The 20,847-nt window shown below is 75.8% G+C and carries 16 protein-coding genes; 8 read left to right on the forward strand and 8 right to left on the reverse strand.

The annotated features are described in order from the left end of the window. Positions 1-50: 50 nt before the first annotated feature. The 3 genes from ABZ249_RS24150 to ABZ249_RS24160 are packed head-to-tail and all read left to right on the forward strand — an operon-like array spanning position 51 to position 2,478. A complete protein-coding gene (locus ABZ249_RS24150) occupies positions 51-362 on the forward strand; it encodes a metalloregulator ArsR/SmtB family transcription factor (protein WP_220560635.1) in 312 nt (103 codons plus the stop codon). Then, positions 362-1,441 carry an ACR3 family arsenite efflux transporter gene (arsB, locus tag ABZ249_RS24155; RefSeq protein ID WP_220560636.1) on the forward strand — a complete coding sequence of 360 codons (1,080 nt, stop codon included), beginning with the start codon at positions 362-364 and terminating at the stop codon, positions 1,439-1,441. The genes ABZ249_RS24150 and arsB overlap by 1 nt, the downstream gene beginning before the upstream one ends. Continuing rightward, on the forward strand, positions 1,438-2,478 hold the full coding sequence (locus tag ABZ249_RS24160; protein ID WP_355266910.1) for an ArsO family NAD(P)H-dependent flavin-containing monooxygenase: 1,041 nt from the start codon (positions 1,438-1,440) through the stop codon (positions 2,476-2,478). Before arsB ends, ABZ249_RS24160 begins: the two co-directional genes overlap by 4 nt. 28 nt (positions 2,479-2,506) lie before the next feature. On the opposite strand, the gene ABZ249_RS24165 is transcribed toward ABZ249_RS24160, so the two are convergent. Continuing rightward, the gene (locus ABZ249_RS24165; RefSeq protein WP_355266913.1) at positions 2,507-3,577 is read right to left on the reverse strand and encodes an NAD(P)-binding domain-containing protein; all 1,071 of its coding nucleotides are present in this window, start codon (positions 3,575-3,577) and stop codon (positions 2,507-2,509) included. Continuing rightward, positions 3,574-5,037: an FAD-dependent oxidoreductase gene (locus ABZ249_RS24170; RefSeq protein WP_355266916.1), complete on the reverse strand. Its 1,464-nt coding sequence runs from the start codon at positions 5,035-5,037 to the stop codon at positions 3,574-3,576. Before ABZ249_RS24170 ends, ABZ249_RS24165 begins: the two co-directional genes overlap by 4 nt. 93 nt (positions 5,038-5,130) lie before the next feature. Between ABZ249_RS24170 and ABZ249_RS24175 the strand changes: the two genes are divergently transcribed. Continuing rightward, positions 5,131-5,988, forward strand: coding sequence for a metalloregulator ArsR/SmtB family transcription factor (locus ABZ249_RS24175; protein ID WP_355266919.1), 858 nt, complete (start codon positions 5,131-5,133; stop codon positions 5,986-5,988). Positions 5,989-6,003: 15 nt separating this feature from the next. Here ABZ249_RS24175 and ABZ249_RS24180 read toward each other — a convergent pair whose 3' ends face one another. After that, positions 6,004-7,155: a helix-turn-helix domain-containing protein gene (locus tag ABZ249_RS24180; protein WP_355266922.1), complete on the reverse strand. Its 1,152-nt coding sequence runs from the start codon at positions 7,153-7,155 to the stop codon at positions 6,004-6,006. Positions 7,156-7,370: 215 nt separating this feature from the next. Between ABZ249_RS24180 and ABZ249_RS24185 the strand changes: the two genes are divergently transcribed. Beyond that, positions 7,371-8,657, forward strand: coding sequence for a M20 family metallo-hydrolase (locus tag ABZ249_RS24185; protein ID WP_355266925.1), 1,287 nt, complete (start codon positions 7,371-7,373; stop codon positions 8,655-8,657). 266 nt (positions 8,658-8,923) lie between these two features. On the opposite strand, the gene ABZ249_RS24190 is transcribed toward ABZ249_RS24185, so the two are convergent. Together ABZ249_RS24190 and ABZ249_RS24195 are read right to left on the reverse strand one after the other, a co-directional pair. After that, positions 8,924-10,258 carry an MFS transporter gene (locus ABZ249_RS24190; protein WP_355266928.1) on the reverse strand — a complete coding sequence of 445 codons (1,335 nt, stop codon included), beginning with the start codon at positions 10,256-10,258 and terminating at the stop codon, positions 8,924-8,926. A gap of 71 nt (positions 10,259-10,329) precedes the next feature. Beyond that, the gene (locus tag ABZ249_RS24195; protein ID WP_355266931.1) at positions 10,330-11,988 is read right to left on the reverse strand and encodes an amidohydrolase; all 1,659 of its coding nucleotides are present in this window, start codon (positions 11,986-11,988) and stop codon (positions 10,330-10,332) included. Positions 11,989-12,259: 271 nt separating this feature from the next. Here ABZ249_RS24195 and ABZ249_RS24200 point away from each other — a divergent pair, with 271 nt between their 5' ends. After that, positions 12,260-13,591 (forward strand): SLC13 family permease, encoded by a 1,332-nt coding sequence (locus ABZ249_RS24200; RefSeq protein ID WP_355266934.1) that lies wholly within the window; start codon positions 12,260-12,262, stop codon positions 13,589-13,591. 71 nt (positions 13,592-13,662) lie between these two features. Here the strand turns inward: ABZ249_RS24200 and ABZ249_RS24205 are convergent, their stop codons facing one another. Next, entirely contained in the window at positions 13,663-14,370 is a 708-nt protein-coding gene (locus ABZ249_RS24205) for an FCD domain-containing protein (protein WP_260697219.1), read from the reverse strand. A 247-nt stretch (positions 14,371-14,617) separates the two neighbouring features. Between ABZ249_RS24205 and ABZ249_RS24210 the strand changes: the two genes are divergently transcribed. Then, complete coding sequence (locus ABZ249_RS24210) at positions 14,618-16,108, forward strand: carboxyl transferase domain-containing protein (RefSeq protein WP_355266938.1); 1,491 nt, start codon at positions 14,618-14,620, stop codon at positions 16,106-16,108. Positions 16,109-16,154: 46 nt separating this feature from the next. After that, on the forward strand, positions 16,155-17,360 hold the full coding sequence (locus ABZ249_RS24215; RefSeq protein ID WP_355266941.1) for a CoA transferase: 1,206 nt from the start codon (positions 16,155-16,157) through the stop codon (positions 17,358-17,360). Positions 17,361-17,405: 45 nt separating this feature from the next. Here ABZ249_RS24215 and ABZ249_RS24220 read toward each other — a convergent pair whose 3' ends face one another. Both ABZ249_RS24220 and ABZ249_RS24225 read right to left on the reverse strand, forming a co-directional pair. Further along, positions 17,406-18,809, reverse strand: coding sequence for a lyase family protein (locus tag ABZ249_RS24220; protein WP_355266944.1), 1,404 nt, complete (start codon positions 18,807-18,809; stop codon positions 17,406-17,408). Continuing rightward, the gene (locus ABZ249_RS24225) at positions 18,806-20,794 is read right to left on the reverse strand and encodes an FAD/NAD(P)-binding protein (RefSeq protein ID WP_355266947.1); all 1,989 of its coding nucleotides are present in this window, start codon (positions 20,792-20,794) and stop codon (positions 18,806-18,808) included. Before ABZ249_RS24225 ends, ABZ249_RS24220 begins: the two co-directional genes overlap by 4 nt. Between the last annotated feature and the right edge of the window lie 53 nt (positions 20,795-20,847).

Here is a 20,847-nt window from a genome sequence, read left to right on the forward strand (position 1 = left end):
CCCCCGGGTGTCCGGGGCGGGCGCGTCCGGTGCCGGGATAATATCAGTGCATGCTGATATCAGTCGACGCTGACCTGTTGAAGGCGCTCGCCGACCCCCTGCGGACGCGGATCCTCTCCCTGCTGTCCCGCGAGACCCTGTGCACCACCCACCTCATGGAGGAGACCGGGGCCCGCCAGACCAACCTGTCCAACCACCTGCGCGTCCTGCGCGAGGCGGGCCTGGTGGAGACCGAGCCCTGCGGCCGCTTCACCTACTACCGGTTGGTCCCCGAACGCCTGGAGGCCCTCTCCGCCGACCTGGCGCGGGTGGCCGCCACCGCGCGCGCCACGGGCGCGGCCGACCGGAAGCGGGCCTGTTGATGACACGCCTGGACGGAACCCCGCAGGCCGGGCCGGCCGTCGTCGCGAAGCTCCCCTTCCTTGACCGGTTCCTGGCCGTGTGGATCCTGCTCGCCATGGCCGCCGGGCTGGGGCTGGGCCGCTTGGTCCCCGGCCTGGACGAGGCGCTGGCCGCACTGGAGGTCGGCGGGATCTCGCTGCCCATCGCCCTGGGCCTGCTCGTCATGATGTACCCGGTGCTGGCCAAGGTCCGCTACGACCGCCTCGGCACCGTCACCCGGGACAGGCGCCTGCTCCTCTCGTCCCTGGTGGTCAACTGGGTCGTCGGCCCCGCGGTGATGTTCGCCCTGGCCTGGATCTTCCTGGCGGACCTGCCCGAGTACCGCACCGGGCTGATCATCGTCGGCCTGGCCCGCTGCATCGCCATGGTGATCATCTGGAACGACCTCGCCTGCGGGAACCGGGAGGCCGCCGCCGTCCTGGTCGCGCTGAACTCGGTCTTCCAGGTGCTGGCCTTCGGCCTGCTGGGCTGGTTCTACCTGGACCTGCTGCCCGGGTGGCTGGGCCTGGACACCGGCGGGCTCGACGCCTCCCCGTGGCTGATCGCGCTCAACGTGGTGATCTTCCTCGGCGTCCCGCTGGCGGCCGGGTTCCTCACCCGCCGCGTCGGCGAGAAGCGCATGGGGCGGGAGCGCTACGAGTCGGCGTTCCTGCCGCGGATCGGCCCGTGGGCCCTGTACGGGCTGCTGTTCACCATCGTGCTGCTGTTCGCCCTCCAGGGCGACCGGATCATCGAACGGCCGCTGGACGTGGCGCGCATCGCCCTGCCGCTGCTCGCCTACTTCGTCCTCATGTGGTTCGGCACCTTCGCCCTGGGCAGGGCGCTGGGCATGGACTACGGGCGCACCACCACGCTGGCGTTCACCGCCGCGGGCAACAACTTCGAGCTGGCCATCGCGGTGGCCGTGGCGACCTTCGGCGTGGCCTCCGGGCAGGCGCTGGCGGGTGTGGTGGGGCCGCTGATCGAGGTGCCCGTGCTGGTCGGCCTGGTGTACGTGTCCCTCGCCCTGCGCGGGCGCTTCGCCCCGGGGCCCCGATGAGCGCCGCGGACGTGGTGGTCATCGGCGGCGGCCAGGCCGGGCTGGCCGCGGGGTACTTCCTGCGCCGGGCGAAGGCGGACTTCGTGATCCTGGACGCCGCCGGGCGCCCCGGCGGCTCCTGGCCCGAGTACTGGGACTCGCTGAGGCTGTTCTCCCCGGCGGGGCACAGCATGCTGCCCGGCTGGTGGATGCCCGAGGAGCCCGGCCGGGAGTACCCCTCGGCCGCGCACGTCGCGTGGTACCTGTCCGAGTACGAGCGCCGCTACGACCTGCCCGTGCGCCGGCCGGTCCGGGCGGGCGCGGTCGAGCGCGCCGACGGCGCCCTGCGGGTGCGCACCGACCACGGCGACTGGACCGCCCGCCACGTCGTCAGCGCCACCGGCACCTGGCGCGCCCCGTACGTCCCCGACGTGCCCGGCCGGGACGCCTTCGCGGGCCAGCAGCTGCACACGGTGGACTACCGCCGCCCCGAGGCGCTCGCCGGGCGCCGGGTCGCCGTGGTGGGCGGCGGCAACTCGGCGGCGCAGATCCTCGCCGAGCTGTCCCGGGTCGCGGACACCACGTGGGTCACCGCCCGGCCGCCCCGCCTCATGCCCGACGGCCTGGACGGGCGCGCCCTGTTCGCCGGGGCCACCCGCCGGGTGCTCGACGGGACGGCCGAGCGGCCGCCCGGGGACATCGTCATGGTGCCGAGCGTGCGGGAGGCCCGCGACCGAGGAGTCCTCAAGGCCGAGCCGATGTTCGAGCGGCTGACCCGCACCGGCGCGGTCTGGGCGGACGGGACCGCAGCCGACTTCGACGCGGTCCTGTGGTGCACGGGCTTCCGCCCGGTGCTGGACCACCTGGCCCCGCTGGGGGTGCTCGACGACCGGGGCCGGGTCGGGGTCCGGGGCAACCGCTCCCGTGCCGAGCCGCGGCTGCACCTGCTGGGCTACGGCGACTGGACGGGCCCGGTCTCGGCGACGCTCATCGGTGCGGGCCGCACCGCCAAGACCGCCGTCGCCGAGATCGTCCGCTCCCTGGAGCAGGGCCCCTGACCGGGGGCGGCGCACCGCCGCCCCCGGGTCACGGAAGCAGCCGCCGGACGACGTGCCGGGCGTCGCGGCCGACTCCGCGCAGGGTCGCGGAGGCGAAGGTGCGCTGGAACTCCAGCCCCACGTACCCCAGCCCGGGGACGGCGGTGGAGACCCCGCCGCGGTGCAGCGGGCGCCCTTCGCGGTCCAGCGCCCCGGTCGGGGCGAGGTGGTCCAGGGCGGGCCGGTAGCCGGTGGCGAGCAGGACGGCGTCCACCCTCTCCACGCTGCCGTCGGCCCAGGTGACCTCGTCCCCCTCCAAGCGGGTGAACATCTCCCGGCGGTCCGGGGCGCCGGCGGCGACCGCTGCCCGGTACCGGCCGTCGTCGTTCACCAGGACCGGGGCCCTCGCCCAGAGCCGTCCCAGGGGTGCGGCGTCCAGGCCGCTGCGCACGAACCACCAGTGGATGTCACGGCCCAGGGGACGCTGCTCCGCCCAGGCCACCGGGGAGCGGGTGGCCAGGGTGACACGTGCAGTCCCCGCCAGTTCCGCGGCGATCTGCACCCCGGAGTTGCCGCCGCCGACCACCACGACCCGCAGGCCGGCGAAGGGCTCGGGGGAGCGGTACTCGGCCGCGTGCAGCACGGCCCCGGTGAAGTCCGCCAGGCCGGGCGGCTCCGGCCGGTGGGGGCGGGCGAAGCCGCCGGTGGCGGAGACGACCGCCCGGGAGCGGATCCGGGAGCCGTCGGCGAGGGTGAGGAGGAACCCGTCCCCGTCGCGCACCACGCGCTCCACCCGGTGCCCGCAGCGCAGGTCGGCGTCCAGGCGGGCGGCGTAGTCCCGCAGGTAGGACACCACCTCGTCGCGGCGTGGGTAGCGGTCGGGGTCGCCGGGCATCGGCCGGCCGGGCAGGCCGGAGAACCGGGCGGGGGAGAACAGGGTCAGGCTGTCGTAGTAGTGCGGCCAGGAGCCGCCGGGGTGTCCGGCGGCCTCCAGCACCAGGGCCCGCACACCGCGCCGGGAGGAGGCGTGCGCCGCGGCCAGCCCCGCCTGCCCCGCCCCGATCACGGTGAGGAGGGCGTCCTCCGCGGAGTCCGCTCCCCCGCCGGATCCCGGCGTCACGGCAGCGGGTCCGGGTCGGCGGCCCGGGCCGGGCGCGGGGAGTCCCCGCCGCCGCAGCACCCGCCGCCCGCGGAGGCGGTCGGAGCGGCCGTGAGCAGCGGCAGCGGCGAAACGGTCAGCAGGCCGGCGCCGGCCGTCGCCGGGGACGGCCGCTCCGCCTCGGGGGCGGGACCGCAGCAGCCGTCCGCGCCGGCCTTGGTGGCACCGGGGTCGTCGAACAGGCCGGCGCCGCCGCAGACACCGGTCTCGGGCAGGGTCAGCTCCACGCGGGCGGCGGCCTCGCGGTCCCCGGCCAGGTGGGCGGCGATACTGCGGACCTGCTCGAACCCGGTCAGGGCCAGGAAGGTGGGGGCGCGCCCGTAGGACTTCATCCCCGCCAGGAAGAACCCCTCCTCCGGGTGGGACAGCTCGGTGGCCCCGTGCGGGTACACCGTCCCGCAGGAGTGCACGTTGGGGTCGATGAGCGGGGCCAGTTCCACCGGCGCCTGGAGGGCGGCGTCCAGGCCGAGTCGGATCTCGGACAGGAAGGACAGGTCGGGGCGGAACCCGGTCAGGGCCACCACCTCGTCGACCGGCTCCAGGGCCCGGCCGCCGTCGTCCACCAGGACGAGGCGGTCCCCGTCCGGGCGCACCTCGGCGGTGCGGAACCCGGTGACCACCTCGATGTGCCCGGCCTCCACCGCGGCCCTGGCGCGCAGGCCCAGGGCGCCGCGCCCGGCGAGCCGGTCGGCGGACCCGCCGCCGAAGGCGTCGCCCACGGCTCCGCGCCGCAGCACCCACACCGCGCGGGTGCCCGGGACCTCCTCGGCGAGGGAGGCGAGGGCCACCAGAGCCGTCAGCGCCGAGTGCCCCCTGCCGACCACCGCCGTGGTCCGCCCCGCGTGGCGGGCCCGCCCGGCCGGGTCGGCGGTGTCGGGGACGCGGTAGGAGACGCGCCCGGCCGCGTCGGCCTCGCCCAGGGCGGGCAGGCCGTCGCCGCCCGCCGGGTTGGGGGAGCCCCAGGTGCCGGAGGCGTCCACGACCGCGCGGGCGAGCAGCCGCTCCTCGCCGCCGGACGTGCGCACCCGGACGGTGAACGGCCGTCCGGCGCGCCCGGAGTCCACGACCCGGTCGCGGCCCAGGCGGCTCACCCCGGTCACCTCGGCGCCGAAGCGCACCCGCCCGCCCAGGGCGGCGGCCAGCGGGGCCAGGTAGGAGCCGACCCACTCGGCGCCGGTCGGGTAGCCGCCGTCGGCGGGGCGGGTCCAGCCGGCGGCGGTGAGCAGCTTCTCCGCCGCGGGGGCCACCAGGTCGCGCCACATCGAGAACAGGCGCACGTGCCCCCACTCGGACACGGCGGCCCCGGCCCGGTCGCCGCGCTCCAGCACCACGACCGGCAGGCCGCGCCCCACCAGTTCGGCGGCCGCGGCCAGCCCCACCGGCCCGGCTCCGATCACCACGACGGGAAGACCCTCGTCCATGACACACCCTTTCATCGATCGGTGTCTATGGAGCGAAACTTTATAGATGTATGTCGATGGACGCAACCATAGATCGTGGTCGATAATGAGCGCATGACCGTGACGACCCCGGACTCCCTGTCCGCCCTCGACGCCGAGACCTACGCCGCCTGGTTCGCCTGCCTGGCCGAACCCATGCGCGTCCGGCTGCTCCACGCCATCGCCACGACCCCGGGGTCGGTCGGTGTCGGGGAACTGGCCGAGATGGTGGACCTGCGCCAGCCCACCGTCTCCCACCACCTGCGCAAGCTCGCCGACGTCGGGTTCGTGACCCTCACCCGGGTGGGCACCTCCACCCGGGTCGCCGTCAACCCCGCCTGCTGCGTCGGCCTGCCGCACGCCGCCGACGCCGTCATGGGCCTGCTGGCCGCCCGCCCCTGCTGCCCCACCGACCTGCCCGGGGACGTCGCCACCCGCCCGATGGCCGACGCCGACCTGGAACGCGTCCGCGAGATCTACGCCGAGGGCATCGCCACCGGCGACGCCACCTTCGAGACCGAGGCGCCCCCGGTCGACGCCCTGAAGGACAAGTGGCTCCCCGGCCACCGCTGGGTCGCCGAACTCGACGGCGCCGTGGCCGGCTGGGCCGCCGCCGCCCCGGTCTCGGCCCGCGAGGCCTACACGGGGGTCGCCGAGACCTCGGTGTACGTCGCCGGAGCCGCGCGCGGCCGGGGCGTGGGCAAGGCGCTGCTGTACCGGCAGGTCACCGAGGCCGACACCGGGGGGCTGTGGACGCTGCAGACCTCGGTCTTCCCCGAGAACCGCGCCTCGCTGGCCCTGCACCACCAGGCCGGGTTCCGCACCGTCGGGGTGCGCGAGCGCATCGCCCGCCACCACGGCCGCTGGCGCGACACCGTCCTGCTCGAACGCCGCCGCGAGACCGGGGCCGAGCCTCCGGCCTGCGCCTGCTGAGCGCCGCCCGCCGCCTCACCCCCACCCGTCGCCCGGGCGCCGGTCGGAGAACAGCACCAGCGCCCGGGCCGCCTCCACCGGGACGGTCAGGTCCAGCCCCGTCACCTCGCGGAACGCCTGGAGCCGGTTCACCACCGTGTTCCGGTGGCAGTACAGCGACTCCGCGGTCGCCTTGACCGACCCCGTCGCCGTGTAGTGCTCCAGGGTCTCCAGCAGCCGCGCCCGGGCGTCGGGCTCCAGCGCCGCCACCCGCTCCACCGCCTCCCGGCCGAACCCGGGCAGCACCTCCAGCAGCCGGTCCCGGGCCAGCGCGGGCCACACCCCCTCCGCCCGGACGAAACCCCCGCCGGGGCGGGCGTACCCGGCCAGCCTCCGGGCCGCCGCGATCGCCGCGGGCACCTCGGCCAGCCCCCGCACCCCGGGGACCGCGCCCCCCGTCATCCCCTCCAGCGGCAGCGGCCACCGGGCCCGGCCCTCCCGCACCAGCGCCACCCCGTCGTCGAACTCCCACACCAGGCAGCCGTCGCGGGCCGGCCCGCCCGGTTCCGAGCGCCGCCCCGGCCCGGCCCCCGGCCCCGGCGCCGCGAACAGCACCTCGAACACCCCGTCCACGGCCACCCCCAGCACCGGGGCGACCTGCGCCGCCACCTCCGCGGCCCGGTCGCCCGACCCCAGCAGCCGGGACAGCGCCTGGGCCGCCTCGGCCCGCGAGTCCCGCTCCAGCGCCGCCCGCTCCTCCAGGAACGCCGCCTGCACGTCGCTGATGTACTGCTCGACGGTGCCGAGGATCTCCTCCACGTGCAGCACCAGGATCTGCGCCGAGTCCGCGCCGCCCGCGCGCACCAGCCCCGCCCACAGCACCCGGAAGTCCAGCCGCACCGCCTCCAGCAGGTCCTCGCGCGCCACCCCCTGCCGGGCCCGCCGCACCCCCAGCCGGGTCGGCAGGTCGCTCAGGTGCCCGGGCAGCGGCAGCCCGGCCAGGCGCCGGGTGAGCATGTCGAAGGTGTCGGTCGCGGTCTGGCGCAGGTCCTCGTCGGGGATCAGCCCGTCGCTGTAGCGCCCCAGCGCCGACAGCCGCCCCAGGAAGTCGGCGACCAGCCCGTCGCGGTCCCGGGCCAGCAGCTCCAGCATCCTCGGCCACGGCTGCGGTCCGTCCGGGTCCACCATGGTCTGCCTCCTCACGGCGTCCTTGGGCGAATACACCGGGAACGATCGTGCCACGGATCGCCCGGTGCCCCCCACCTGCCCCGACGCGGGCCGGGGCGGTTCCACCGTGGTCATGTGCACAGCCGAGCCCGGAAATCTTGGGTGAATGCCGATTGAGCGCGGCCGACCCGCACGCCGAGTATGGGAGCGTCACCACCGGACCCGAGAGGAACCACATGACCGCCCCCGGACGCACCGCCGCCGACACCCGCTTCCTGGAGGACTTCCGCGCCATGAGCGCCTTCGGCGCCACCCCCTCCGGAGGGGTCGACCGGCAGGCCGCCACCGAGCCCGACAACGCCCAGCGCCGCTGGCTGGCCGGGCTGCTGGAGGAGGCCGGCCTGCGGGTGGTGTACGACCGCATCGGCAACCAGTTCGGCCTGCTGGAGCGGGTGCCCGGCGCCCCCTACGTGGTCGTCGGCTCCCACATGGACTCCCAGCCCACGGCCGGCCGCTACGACGGCGCCTACGGCGTGCTGGCCGCGGCCCACGCGGTGCTGCGCGCCGCCGAGCGCGACGCGGCCGAGGGCGCGGAGCCGCCCTACAACCTCGCCGTCGTCAACTGGTTCAACGAGGAGGGCTCGCGGTTCACCCCCTCCATGATGGGCAGCGCCGTGTACACCGGCCGCCTGCCGCTGGAGACCGCGCTGGCCTCCCGCGACCGGGCCGGGACCACGGTCGCGCAGGCACTGGCCCCCACCGGGTTCCTCGGCGACACCGACGGCCCCGAGGCGGTCTTCTGCGCCGAGATCCACGTGGAGCAGGGCCGGGTCCTGGAGAACACCGGCACCACGATCGGCCTGGTCGAGGCCTGCTGGGCGGCCCGCAAGTACCGGGTGACGGTCCGCGGCGACCAGGCGCACTCGGGCGCCACGGTCATGGAGGACCGCCGCGACGCCCTGCTGGGCGCCTCCCTGCTGGTGGTCGCCGCCCGCGAGCTGGCCGACCGCTTCCCCGGCCTGCTGCACACCGCGGTGGGCAGCATGGACGTCTACCCCAACTCCCCGGTCACGGTGGCCTCCCGCGCCGAGCTGCTGCTGGACCTGCGCTCCCACGACGAGGCGGTGCTGGCCGAGGCCGACCGGCTGCTCGCGCAGGAGGTCGCCCGCATCGAGGGCACCGCCCGGGTGGAGATCGACCTCGACCTCTCCCACGCCTGGGGCATCGACCGCTACCAGCCCGAGGGCGTGGAGCTGGCCCGGGGCGCCGCCGAGCGCCTGGGGCTGAGCCACCGCGGCATCCTCACCGTCGCCGGGCACGACTCGATCAACATGAAGGAGCGCGTCCCCACCGTCATGCTCTTCGTGCCCTCCGTCGAGGGCGTCTCGCACAACGAGGGCGAGTACACCCAGGACGACGACATGCTGGCCGGGCTGGACCTGCTCACCGACGTGGTCCGCGGCCTGGGCTCCGGGGCGCTGCCGAGCACCGGGGTCCACGACCCGGCCGCCGTCCGCGCCTGACCCCGTCCCCGCGCACCTGAAGGCCCCGCCCGGGAATCCCGGGCGGGGCCTTCACACGCGGACGTCCCGTCCGCACCGGTCCAGGGCGTGTTCGGTGGATGCTCTCGAGCGTTTCGGCGCTCGCGCCGAACGCCGGGAGAGGCCGCGAGGCGATCTCTCGCAGGACGACCGGCGCGGGTCGGCCCGGAGTTCGGCCGTCCGAGCACGGGCGGCGCGGCGAGAGGCGGCCCCGCGGCCGCGACCCGGAATGATCCGCCGAACGCGCCCTAGCGGACCACGACCTCGTCGCGGACCCGCAGGCGCTCGCCGACCAGGCCGCCGACCGCGGTGATCAGCGCGATCCCCGCCAGCAGCAGCGAGGCCACCCACGAGCCGCCGTTCGAGACGTCCAGCAGGGCGGTGGCGGCGAACGGCAGGAAGCCGCTCAGCGCACCGGCCAGGTTGTACGCCAGCGCCACGCCGCTGTAGCGCAGGTGCGCCGGGAACAGCTCGGTGAGCAGCGCGCCCGACACCGCGTAGGCGATCGACAGGATCGCCACGCCCGCGGCCACCGCCAGCACCACGAGCACCGGGGAGCGCGTGTCGATCATCCAGAACACCGGGAAGGCGATGGCCGCAGTGGCCACACCGCCCCACAGCGTCACCCGGCCCGGGCCGATCCGCTCGGCCAGGCGGCCGAACACCAGGATGACCCCGATCTGGGCCACCGCCGCCACCAGGGTGGCGTTGACCATCAGCCCCCGCTCCAGCCCCAGGGTGCCGGTGCCGTAGCTGATCGCGAACGTGGTCATGACGTAGAAGCCGCCCACGCCCAGCAGCGCCGAGGCGATCGCGACCAGCAGCCGCCCCCAGGCCTTGCGGAACACGTCCACGGCCGGGACCTTGGACCGCGCCTCCTGGCGCTCCATCTCCTCGAAGACCGGCGACTCCTCGACCTTGCGGCGGATGTACACGGCCACCAGCAGCAGCGGGAACGCCGCCAGGAACGGCAGGCGCCAGCCCCAGGAGTCGAACTGCTCCGGCGGCAGCGTCAGCACCAGCGCGAACGCGCCCGAGGACAGCAGGGTGCCGACCGGGGAGCCGATCTGCGGCAGCGCCGCGTAACGCCCGCGCTTCTCGGGCGGGGCGTGCTCGACGGCGATGGTCACCGCGCCGCCCCACTCGCCGCCCACCGCGATGCCCTGCACCAGGCGCAGCAGCGCCAGCAGCAGCGGGGCCGCCACGCCGATGGCCGCGAAGTCGGGCAGCACGCCGATGAGGCCGGTCGCCACACCGATGGCGACCACCGTGATCAGCAGCGCGGGACGCCGTCCGATCCGGTCGCCCATCCACCCGAACAGGACGGCGCCCAGCGGGCGGGCCACGAAGCCCACGCCGAAGGTCGCGAACGCGGCCAGGGTGGCCGCCGTCGGGTTCAGCGTCGTGAAGTACAGCCGGTTGAACACCAGGGCGGCCGCGGTGCCGAAGAGGAAGTAGTCGTACCACTCCAGTGCGGTGCCGACGAACGCGGCGAAGGCGATGCGACCGGCCTCCTTGCCGCTCACCACCGGGGCCTTCCCGCCCGGCGGGGCCTCGGGGCCCGTGCGGTCGAGGTCGTTCATGGGGAATTCTCTCCTCTTCGGTGTCCGCGCCGCACCGGCGCGGGGTCTGTCAGGGGATGGGAGGGGGCGGGTCAGGCGCCGGCGCCGGAGGCCGTCGCGGCCAGTCCGGCGAAGGCGTCCGCGCCGTGGACGGCCTCGCCGCCCACGACGGTCGCCAGCACCTCGACGGTGTCGATGCCCTGGTCCGCCGTGTCGACCGGGTCGCGGTCCAGGATGACCAGGTCGGCGAGCCCGCCGGGGGACAGCGTGCCCCTGTCGTGCTCATCGTGGCTCGCCCAGGCCGCGTCGACGGTGTAGGCGCGCAGGGCCTGCTCGGCGGTGACCCGCTCGTCGGGGGCGAGGACGGCGCCCCCGCTGCTGAGCCGTTCCACCATCGAGGCCATGCCCGCCAGCGGCGCGCCGGGCGCGACCGGGCGGTCGGAGCTGCCCGGCACCCGGATCCCGTGCTCCAGGAACGACCGGTGCCGGTACAGCCAGCCCACCCGCTCCGGGCCCAGGGACGCCGCCATGGCGTCGCCCACGGTGTACAGGAACCGGGGCTGGGGGACCGGGACCACGCCCAGTTCGGCGAACCGGGCCAGCTGGTCGGGGCGGACCACCCCGGCGTGCTCGATCCGGTGGCGCACGTCCGGGCGCGGCAGCTCCCTGTGCGCCCGCTCGAAGGCGTCCAGCGCCAGGTCCACGGCCTCGTCGCCGATGGCGTGCGCGGCCACCCGCCACCCGGCGCGGTGGGCGGCCACCACCAGATCGCGCATCTCCTCGGGCGGGTTCTGGAACACGCCGTGCCCGTGCCCGCACAGGGGCTCGGTCACGGCCGCGGTACGGCCGATGAGCGAGCCGTCCAGCCAGATCTTCATGGGGCCCAGGCGCAGCCGGTCGTCGCCGAAGCCGGTGCGCAGCCCCAGGTCGATGCCGACGTCGATGCCGTCGTCGGCGTGCCCGTCCAGCGGGTGCAGGTTGTCGGCGGCCACCATCAGCTCCACGCGGGTGCGCAGGTCGCCGCGCTCGCGGGCCAGCTGGTAGGCGGCGGCCTCCACCGGGGTGCGGCCGATCAGCCCGCGCCCGATCCCGGCCTCGACGACGTGGGCGAGGCCCTCGGAGGCGTACACGCGCGAGGCCCGGCCGATCGCGTCGGCCAGGTCGGCGACGGGGTAGGGCATGACCAGGGCGGTGACCAGCTCCTGGGCGCGCTCCTGGAGCAGGCCGGTGGGCGTCCCGTCGCCGTCGCGGACGATCACCCCGCCCTCGGGGTCGCCCACCGCGGCGGAGTCGGCGCCGACCCGGCGCAGCACCGCGCTGCTCACGGTGCACATGTGCCCGGAGCGGTGCTTGAGCCACACCGGGCGGCCGCCCCCGGCCCGGTCCAGGCCGTGCCGGTCGGGGTGCGCGCCCATGGCGGTGTCGTCGTAGCCGGATCCGATGATCCAGGCGTCGGCGGGCAGGTCGGCGGCCCGGCGGGCCACCGCGTCGTAGAGCCCGTCCAGGGTGGTGACGTCCTCCAGGCCCAGCTCGCCCAGGGACTGGCCGAACCACGCCATGTGGTTGTGCGCGTCCCCGAAGCCGGGGACGACCGCGGCGCCGCCGCAGTCGACCACGGCCCGGGCGGGCAGGTCGGCGACGTCCCCGTCGAACCCGAGGACGCGACCGGCGGCGATGCCCACGGCGGTGGCCGCGGGCCGGTCGTCGTCGAGGGTGCGCACGCGCGCGTTGGTGAGCAGGAGGTCGAGCATGCCGGCGGTGTTCTTCCTGGAAGGGAGGGGTGTGACGGATTCCCTCCAGGGTGCCGGGTGGGTGCGCGGGGCCTCAATGACGATCCGCAGCGGATCATCCGCCCCCGGGTGGGCATGTGCACAATCCGGGGCGGGGGGCCGCGGCGCCGCGGGCCGGGCGGGTGGCGGGGGTGTTTCCGGGGCTTGACAATTGGCCCATTGGCATATTGGCTAGGCCAGTCGCTCCTATGAGCTGAGTCACACCCCTCCACCGAAGCTCGAATGGCCGGTCATGACACCCCAGCTGCTCACCATTCTCGTGCTCGCGGCGATGTTCGTCGTCGCGACCGTCTTCCCCATCAACATCGGCGCACTCGCCTTCGTCGCCGCCTTCCTCGTCGGCACCCTCGCCCTGTCCATGGAGGCGGGGGAGATCCTCGGCGGCTTCCCGGCCGACCTGTTCCTCACCCTGGTCGGTGTCACCTACCTGTTCGCCATCGCCAAGAACAACGGGACCGTCGACCTGATGGTCCGGGCGGCCACCCGCCTGGTCGGCGGCCGGGTGGTGGCCATCCCCTGGGTGATGTTCGGCATCACCGCCCTGCTCACCGCCGTGGGCGCGCTCAGCCCCGCGGCCGTGGCCATCGTCGCGCCCATCGCCCTGGGCTTCGCCGCCAAGTACCGGATCGACCCCCTGATGATGGGCATGATGGTGATCCACGGGGCGCAGGGCGGGGGCTTCTCCCCGGCCAGCGTCTACGGGGTCACGGTCAACACCATCGTGGCGGACAACGGGCTCGACGTACACCCCGTGACCCTGTTCCTGGGCAGCCTGGTCTTCAACCTCGCCATCGCGTTCGTGCTGTTCATCGCCCTGGGCGGCCACCGGCTCGTCGGGGTCAGGGCGGAGCGGTCCGAGAGGGAGGCCGTCGCCGCGGGCGGCGGGGGAGCGGGCGGGGGCGGCGGCACCGCCGTGGCCACCGGCGGCTCCGGCGCTGGAGCCGGGGAGTCCGGGGCCGCACCGGCGGTCCGGTTCGACCAGATCGCCACCCTGCTGGGCATCCTCACCCTGGGCGTGCTGGCCCTGGGCTTCGGCCTCAACGTCGGGTTCGTCGCCATGACCGTCACGGTCGTCCTGGCGCTCATCTCGCCCCAGGCGCAGAAGAACGCGATCTCCCAGATCAGCTGGCCCACGGTACTGCTCATCACCGGCATGCTGACCTTCGTCGGCGTCATGGAGAGCGCCGGGACCATCGAGTACGTCGGCCTGGCCGCGGCCGGGCTGGGCGCGGCCCTGCTGGTCGCCCTGGTGCTGTGCTACATCGGCGGCATCGTCTCGGCCTTCGCCTCCTCCACCGCCATCCTGGGCGCCACCATCCCGCTGGCGGTCCCGTTCCTGCTCATGGGGGAGGTGAGCGCGACCGGCGTCATCGTCGCGCTGGCCGTGGCCTCCACGATCGTGGACGTCAGCCCCTTCTCCACCAACGGCGCCCTGGTCCTGGCCAACGCCACCGGGGTGGAGCCGGAGAAGTTCTACCGGCGGATCCTGGTCTACAGCGCCATAGTGGTGGTCCTGGGGCCGCTCGTGGCCTGGGGCGTCCTGGTCGTGCCCGGACTGCTGTGACGCCCGCGGCTCCGGCCGAGCGGTGACGGCCCGGCGCGGGGACCCCGCGCCGGGCCGCCCGCGTCCGGGGCTCAGTTCGCGGCGCGCTCGGGCACGTCGCCCACCTGCGACACCAGCCGCAGGTGGCGGCGCATGGCCTCGGCAGCCATGTCCGGGTCGCCCAGCCGGATCGCCGAGGCGATCTTCTCGTGCCCGGCCAGCGAGTCCTGCGGCCGCCCCGGCTGGGACAGCGACTCCAGGCGGGTCTCGCGGATCATCGGGGCGAGCTCGTTCATCATCCGGGTGAGCAGCCGCGAGCGCGCCGCCTCGGTGATCGCGGCGTGGAACCGCTCGTCGCCCTCCACCCCGCGCCCGCCCGCGCGCAGCTCGGCGCGCATGAGGTCCAGGGCGGCGTCGACGGCGGCGAGGTCGTGCTCGGTGCGGCGCTCGGCGGCCAGCTCGGCGAGCTTGACCTCCAGGGCCTGGCGGGCCTCGATGATCTCCGCCCGCCGGTTGGCGCGGTCGCGCAGCAGGGCCAGCACGCCCTCCTCGGAGGTGGTGCGGCGGATGATCGCGCCGTCGCCGTGGCGCACGTCGATGATCCCCTGCACCTCCAGCGCCACCAGGGCCTGGCTGAGCGAGGCGCGGCTCACGCCCAGGGAGGCGGCCAGTTCCCGCTCGGCGGGCAGGCGGTCGCCGGGGGTCAGGCCGGCCTCGCGCATGTACTCCACCAGCCGTTCCACCAGCTGCTCGTAGAGACGAGGCCGTGCCGGTGGCCGGGGGGTGGGCTTGGTGGGCACGCGGGCGGGCTCCTTCCGGCTCGGGCTGGGCGGACCTCCAGAGTAGTCCGGGAGCGTCGGTGCGGTCGACCGGGCCCGCGGGGGGATCCCCCCGCGGGAAGGGGATGTCGGCCTTCACAAAGCCGGGGGCGTGTGCCATGCTGACGAAGAGACCCAGTGGCCTAGCCACTGAGCCAATGAGGTGGCCGCTGAACCGACACGGCAGGCCACCGAGCCACTGGGTCGCCGAACCGATAAGGAGATGCCGATGGCCACCCGGTACGGCGCCCGCGACCTCCTCGACCGGATCCTGGACCCCGGGAGCTTCCGCTCCTGGGACACCACGCCCGTCGACGTGCGCCCCGACCCCTCCTACGCCGCCGATCTCGCCCGGGCCCGCGCCGCCTCCGGCTGCGACGAGGCGATCCTGACCGGCGAGGGCCTGCTGCGCGGCCGGCGCGTCGCCGTCGCCGCCGGCGAGTTCGCCTTCCTCGCCGGGTCCGTCGGCGTGGCCGCCGCAGAACGCCTGGTCACCGCCGTCGAACGCGCCACCGCCGCCCGGCTGCCGCTGCTCGTCTCCCCGGCCTCCGGCGGCACCCGCATGCAGGAGGGCACCGTCGCCTTCCTGGCGATGGTCAAGATCGCCGCCGCCATCGCCGCCCACAAGGCCGCCGGGCTGCCCTACCTCGTCTACCTGCGCGACCCCACCACCGGCGGGGTCCTCGCCTCCTGGGGGTCCCTGGGCCACGTCACCGTCGCCGAGCCCGGCGCCCTCGTCGGCTTCCTGGGCCCGCGCGTGTACAGCGCCCTGTACGGGGCCGACTTCCCCGAGGGCGTCCAGCGGGCGGAGAACCTCCTCGACCACGGCCTCATCGACGCCGTCCTGCCGCCCGAGGACCTGCCCGCCATCGCCGACCGCGCCCTCACCGTCCTGCTCGCCCGCGACACCGGCGACGCCCCGCCGCCGCCCGCCGAGCCGGCCGCGGCCACCCCCGCCTGGACCGCCGTCACACGCTCCCGCCGGCCCGGCCGGCCCGGGGTGCGCGCCCTGCTCCGCCACGCCGCCACCGACGTCGTCCGCCTGCGCGGCAGCGGCGAGGGCGAGTCCGACCCCGGCCTGCTGCTGGCACTGGCCCGGTTCGGCGGATCCCCCTGCGTCCTGCTGGGCCAGGACCGCGACCGCCAGACCCCCGAGCACCCCATGGGCCCGGCCGCCCTGCGCGCCGCCCGCCGCGGCATGCGCCTGGCAGACGAACTGGGCCTGCCCCTGGTCACGGTCATCGACACCCCCGGCGCCGCCCTGTCCAAGGAGGCCGAGGAACAGGGCATGGCCGGGCAGATCGCCCGCTGCCTCACCGAGATGGCCACCCTGGCCGCGCCCACCCTCGCCCTCCTCCTGGGCCAGGGCACCGGCGGCGGCGCGCTCGCCCTCATCCCCGCCGACCGGGTGCTGTGCGCCCAGAACGCCTGGCTGTCCCCCCTGCCCCCCGAGGGCGCCAGCGCCATCGTGCACCGCACCACGGAGAAGGCCGCCGACCTGGCCCGCGACCAGGGCATCGGCTCCACCGACCTGCGCGCCCACGGCATCGTCGACCGGATCGTCCCCGAGTACGACGACGCCGCCGACGAGCCCGAGGAGTTCTGCCGCCGCGCGGGCCTGGCCCTGCGCCACGAGCTCGCCGCCCTCACCCGCGCCCCGGGCGCCGCCCGGCGCGCCGCCCGGGCCGCCCGCTACCGCCGCCTGGGCCTGCCCTCCTGACGGGCCCGCCTCCCCGCCTCCCGCACACCACCACCGAAGGAGCCACATGGACCGCGAACGAGGACCGCTGCAGGGCACCGTCGTCGTCGACCTGTCCCGCGCCCTGGCCGGGCCGCACGCCGCCATGCTGCTGGGCGACCTGGGCGCCCGCGTCATCAAGGTCGAGCAGCCCGGCACCGGCGACGAGACCCGGGGCTGGGGTCCGCCCTTCGTCGGCCCCGAGGACGAGCGGATCAGCACCTACTTCCTGTCCTGCAACCGCAACAAGGAGTCCATCGAGCTGGACCTGAAGTCCCCCGACGGGGTCGAGCAGCTCACCCGCCTGGTCCGCGCCGCCGACGTGCTCGTGGAGAACTTCCGCCCCGGCGTCCTGGACCGGCTGGGCTTCTCCGCCGAACGCCTGGGCGAGCTCAACCCCCGCCTGGTGGTGTGCTCCATCAGCGGGTTCGGCCACGACGGCCCCGAGGGCGGTCGTGCGGGGTACGACCAGATCGCCCAGGGCGAGGCGGGCCTGATGAGCCTGACCGGCCCCTCCCCGGACGAGCCCACCAAGGTCGGGGTGCCCATCGGCGACCTCCTCGCCGGGATGAACGGCGCCCAGGGGGTGCTGGCCGCGCTCGTGCAGCGCGAGCGCACCGGCACCGGCGCGGTGGTGCGCACCTCGCTGCTGTCCTCGATCGTCGGCGTGCACGCCTTCCAGGGCACCCGCTGGACGGTGGCGGGCGAGGTGCCCCGCGCGATGGGCAACCACCACCCCTCCATCGCGCCCTACGGCGCCTTCGCCTGCGCCGACGGGGTCCTCCAGGTCGCCATCGGCGGCGAGTCGCAGTGGTCCAAGTTCGCGGGCCTGCTGGGCCTGGACGCCCAGGACCCCCGGTTCTGCGACAACGCCGCCCGCGTCGTCCACCGGGACGACCTGATCGCCGAGGTCGAGGCGGTGCTGGGCACCGCGCCCCGGGACGAGTGGCTGCGCCGCATCGGGGACATCGGCGTCCCCTGCGGGGCGGTGCGCACCATCGACCAGGTCTACGAGTGGGAGCAGACCCGCTCCCAGGGCCTGGTCCTGGACGTGGAGCACCCCGTCCTGGGGCGGGTGGAGCTGCCCGGCTCCGCGCTGCGCTTCGCCCCCCACCGCGGGGACGGGGGCGCGCCGCCCGCCGCGGAGGGGCACCTGCCGCCGCCGCTGCTGGGCGAGCACAACGAGCGGATCCGCGCCTGGCTGGACTCCCTGGAGGAGAGCCGGGCCGCCTGACCGCGGCCGCGGGCCCCCGCTCACAGACGGCCCGCGGCCGCGGGGTCAGCCCGCCTCCCGCGGCCGGCGGTCCAGGGCGCGGTCGACCAGGCGGGCGGCCGCGCCGGTGTACCGCACCGGGTCGCAGAGGGCGGCGAGGGCGTCCGGACCGGCGGCGCCCTCGAGAGCGGGGTGTTCAGCCAGGACGTCGGCCAGCGGCCGCCCGGACGCGGCCGCCTCGGCCGAGCAGGCGTCGAGGACCGCGCGGGCCCGGGGCCGTCCCAGGCGGGGGGTCAGGGCGGCGGCCACCCGTTCGCTGGTGGCGGCGCCCCCCGTCAGGGCGAGGTTCGCGCGCATGCGGACGGGGTCGGCCGCCAGCCCCCGGGCCAGCTCGACCATGGTGTGCGCCGCGCCGCCGGTGAGCCGCAGGCATTCGCGCAGCGGCTGCCACTCCGCGTGCCACGCCCCGGGGGAGCGCTCGTCCTCGGCGGACAGGCACTGGAGGACGCCCGCCGTCAGGACGGGCACCTGGAGCGCGGCCGTGCGCACCATCGTGGCCAGCACGGGGTTGCGCTTGTGCGGCATGGCCGAGGACGCCCCGCGTCCGGCGGGCGAGGGCTCGGCGACCTCGCCCACCTCGGTGCGCGACAGCGTGAGCACGTCCACCGCGACCTTGCCCAGGGCCGCGGCGGCGAACCCGAGCACGGACGCCACGTCCGCCACGGGGGTGCGCAGCGCGTGCCAGGGGAGCCGCTGCGGGGCCAGCCCCGTCTCGCGGGCGAACCCCCGCACCAGGGCGTCGCAGAACGCGCCCGGGTCCTCCTGATGCTCGGGCGCGGCGTAGGCCAGGTACCCGCCCAGCGTCCCCGCCGACCCGCCGAGCGAGACCGGCAGCCCGCCGTCGAGCACCCGGTCGATCCGCTCCACGGCGTCCAGCACCAGCGACCGCCACCCCGCGACCCGCAGCCCGAACGTCGTGGGCACCGCGTGCAGCGCCAGCGTGCGCGCCGCCGCCGGGGTGTCCCGATGGGCCCGGGCCGTCACCGCGAACGCCTCCGCGGCGGCCGCGAGGTCGGCCCGGACGGCCTCCAGGGCGCGCCGGCAGACCAGCATGGCGCCGGTGTCGAAGATGTCCTGGCTGGTGGACCCGCGGTGCACGTGTTCGGCGGCCGCGGGGTCGCGCGCGGCGACGCGCCGGGTCAGCTCCGACACCAGGGAGACGACCGGGTTGGCGTGCTCGCGCGAGGCCACCGCGATGACACGGGGGTCGGGCGCCCCCTCGCGCACGACCTCGGTGATGAGGTCGGCCGCCGCGCGGGGCAGCACCCCCAGGCCGGCCTGGGCGCGCGCCAGCGCGGCCTCCGCGTCCGCCATCGCCTGGAGCCAGGCCGCGTCGTCGACCAGGCGTTCCACGGGGGTGCCCGCCCGGACGGGGGAGAGCAGGCCGGTGTCCGCGGCCGGGGCGTTCATACGATGACCCCCGTCGACTCGATGCCGGTGGCGGTGTGCGGGACCGCGGGCACGTGGGCGACCGGCGGCAGGGCGAGCACGGCCCGGGCGATGGCGTCGGCGTCCTTCAGCGTGACCGAGTCGGACTCCGGCCGCACCCCGGCGGCGGTGACCCAGTGGACGGACTCGGTGGGCACCCCGTACGCGAAGCGCCGGGGGTGGGCCTGCCCCCGCCCGTCGACGACCCGGTACGGCCGCTCGGTGACCGTCAGCCCGCCGGTCTCGTACGGCTCGCCCCCGCTGGCGGCGATCCGGTAGGGCGTCGCCTGGTCGCTGTCGAGCAGGTGCCGCAGCAGGGGGTCGTCGGTGCGCAGCAGATCGGGCACGGGCAGCCGCGCCTCGATGAGGACCCGGGACCGCACCGGCGGACCGGGGACCAGCGGTGAGGAGGCGGTGAAGACCGCGGGCCCCGTCTCCAGGCGCACCTGGGTGCCCGGTCCCAGCACCTCCACCACACCGGCCTCGACGAGCGCGATCAGTTCCCGGATCCGGGAGGCGGGCGGGCCGATGGACAGGTACGCGTTGAGCGGCGTGTACTCGCCGTCGAGGTCGTCCCGGTGCGAGTGGCCGTCCAGCCCGCCGTGGTCCACCAGTTCCCGGATCTCGTTGCGCAGGTCGCGCAGCACGTCCAGGGCGCTCTTGAGCGGGCCGTCCACGTTGCCCCGCTCGGCCTCGCGGACGTCGCGGCGCAGGTGGTCGAGCAGCCAGGAGCGGAACGCCGCCCGGTCGGAGAAGCGCTTCCCCGCGCAGGGGCGGGCGACGCGCTCCCAGTCCCACCGGTCCGCGGTGCGGATCCCGTACTCGTCCGGCAGCAGCGCCGCCCCGGAGGGCGAAGCGGCGACGTAGCGGTCGGCGAACTCCAGCGCCTCCCGAGGCCGCCCCTGGGAGCGCAGCAGGGCCGTGTAGTAGACCGCCTCCACCTCCCGGGAGACGAGCGGCCACAGGTCCCGGGCGAAGTTCAGGGTGTCGCCGGACTCCGCCCGGAGCCGGCCGATGGCCTCCGGGGTGAGCAGCCGGGGCCGGTGCCGTCCGGCCACGCCCTTCTGGTTGCGCCCCCGCGCGTGGTAGGGCACCCCGCGGCGGGAGAACGCGTACAGGCGGGGTTCGCGGCCGGAGGGGAGGTACACGAGTCCCCCGTCGCGCTCGGCGTACCGCCCGCCGCGCTCCTCGGTGAACAGGGCCGTGTAGTCGAAGAAGTTCAGGCCGAGCCCGCGCAGCAGCACGGCGGCGCCGGGCTCGATGCCGTCCAGGTCCGCGTCGGCCGGGTTGACCGGGGTGATGTAGGTGAGGTGGTGGATCCGGGCCAGGCTCGCGGTGCGCGCCTCCTGTGCGGTCGACCGGACGGGCAGGTGGCCCTGGGCGAGGACGATGGCGTCCAGGTGGTTGAGCCGCGTCCGGTCCTGGAGCCGCAGCCCCTGGGGGCCGCCGGGCACGCCGTAGGTGTCGGCGATGGCCACGGCGCGGGAGCGGTGCGTCCGGACCTCGACGTGGCCGGGCGCGGCGTCGACGACCCGCGCGAAGCAGGCCCGCAGGTACCGGCCGTAGAAGACGCGCGTGGGGTAGGAGTCCGGCCCCAGGGAGCGGGCCTCCTCCAGGATGTGCTCGTCGTGGTCGCCGTCCCCGCCGAACAGGGCCGTGTCCCGGGCCCACTCGTACAGGTTGGGGCCGGGCTCGATCGGTCCCTCGATCACCACGCTGTGATCGGTGAAGGCGGTGATCTGCGAGGCGACGGTGTTCATCAGCAGCCTGCGCGACTGACCCTCCCGCCACACCGCGCCCGGCCCCGGTTCGTGCGGGTCGATGACGTGCACGGTCAGGTGCGCGCACGAGGGGCGCGCCCGCTCGTTGGCGCAGATCCGTTCCAGCAGGGCGAGGCCGCGGGGCCCCGCCCCGACGACGGCGATCTCGGTTCGGCCACCGCCGTGGTGGGCGTGGATCCCGGACACGTTCTGTCACTCCCTTGTGCGACGGACGAGAGGGGGCGGGGACGCGCGGAGCG

It is taken from the genome of Nocardiopsis sp. NPDC006139 (genome assembly GCF_040614155.1).
In the GTDB taxonomy this organism is placed as follows: domain Bacteria; phylum Actinomycetota; class Actinomycetes; order Streptosporangiales; family Streptosporangiaceae; genus Nocardiopsis; species Nocardiopsis changdeensis.

What these genes read in the sequence shown, in the direction of transcription:
- ABZ249_RS24170 (WP_355266916.1), bottom strand. Translation starts at nt 5,037, where the DNA reads ATGGACGAGGGTCTTCCCGTCGTGGTGATCGGAGCCGGGCCGGTGGGG.
- ABZ249_RS24190 (WP_355266928.1), bottom strand. Translation starts at nt 10,258, where the DNA reads ATGAACGACCTCGACCGCACGGGCCCCGAGGCCCCGCCGGGCGGGAAG.
- ABZ249_RS24180 (WP_355266922.1), bottom strand. Translation starts at nt 7,155, where the DNA reads ATGGTGGACCCGGACGGACCGCAGCCGTGGCCGAGGATGCTGGAGCTG.
- ABZ249_RS24200 (WP_355266934.1), top strand. Translation starts at nt 12,260, where the DNA reads ATGACACCCCAGCTGCTCACCATTCTCGTGCTCGCGGCGATGTTCGTC.
- ABZ249_RS24160 (WP_355266910.1), top strand. Translation starts at nt 1,438, where the DNA reads ATGAGCGCCGCGGACGTGGTGGTCATCGGCGGCGGCCAGGCCGGGCTG.
- ABZ249_RS24215 (WP_355266941.1), top strand. Translation starts at nt 16,155, where the DNA reads ATGGACCGCGAACGAGGACCGCTGCAGGGCACCGTCGTCGTCGACCTG.
- ABZ249_RS24220 (WP_355266944.1), bottom strand. Translation starts at nt 18,809, where the DNA reads ATGAACGCCCCGGCCGCGGACACCGGCCTGCTCTCCCCCGTCCGGGCG.
- ABZ249_RS24175 (WP_355266919.1), top strand. Translation starts at nt 5,131, where the DNA reads ATGACCGTGACGACCCCGGACTCCCTGTCCGCCCTCGACGCCGAGACC.
- ABZ249_RS24185 (WP_355266925.1), top strand. Translation starts at nt 7,371, where the DNA reads ATGACCGCCCCCGGACGCACCGCCGCCGACACCCGCTTCCTGGAGGAC.
- arsB (WP_220560636.1), top strand. Translation starts at nt 362, where the DNA reads ATGACACGCCTGGACGGAACCCCGCAGGCCGGGCCGGCCGTCGTCGCG.
- ABZ249_RS24210 (WP_355266938.1), top strand. Translation starts at nt 14,618, where the DNA reads ATGGCCACCCGGTACGGCGCCCGCGACCTCCTCGACCGGATCCTGGAC.
- ABZ249_RS24195 (WP_355266931.1), bottom strand. Translation starts at nt 11,988, where the DNA reads ATGCTCGACCTCCTGCTCACCAACGCGCGCGTGCGCACCCTCGACGAC.
- ABZ249_RS24150 (WP_220560635.1), top strand. Translation starts at nt 51, where the DNA reads ATGCTGATATCAGTCGACGCTGACCTGTTGAAGGCGCTCGCCGACCCC.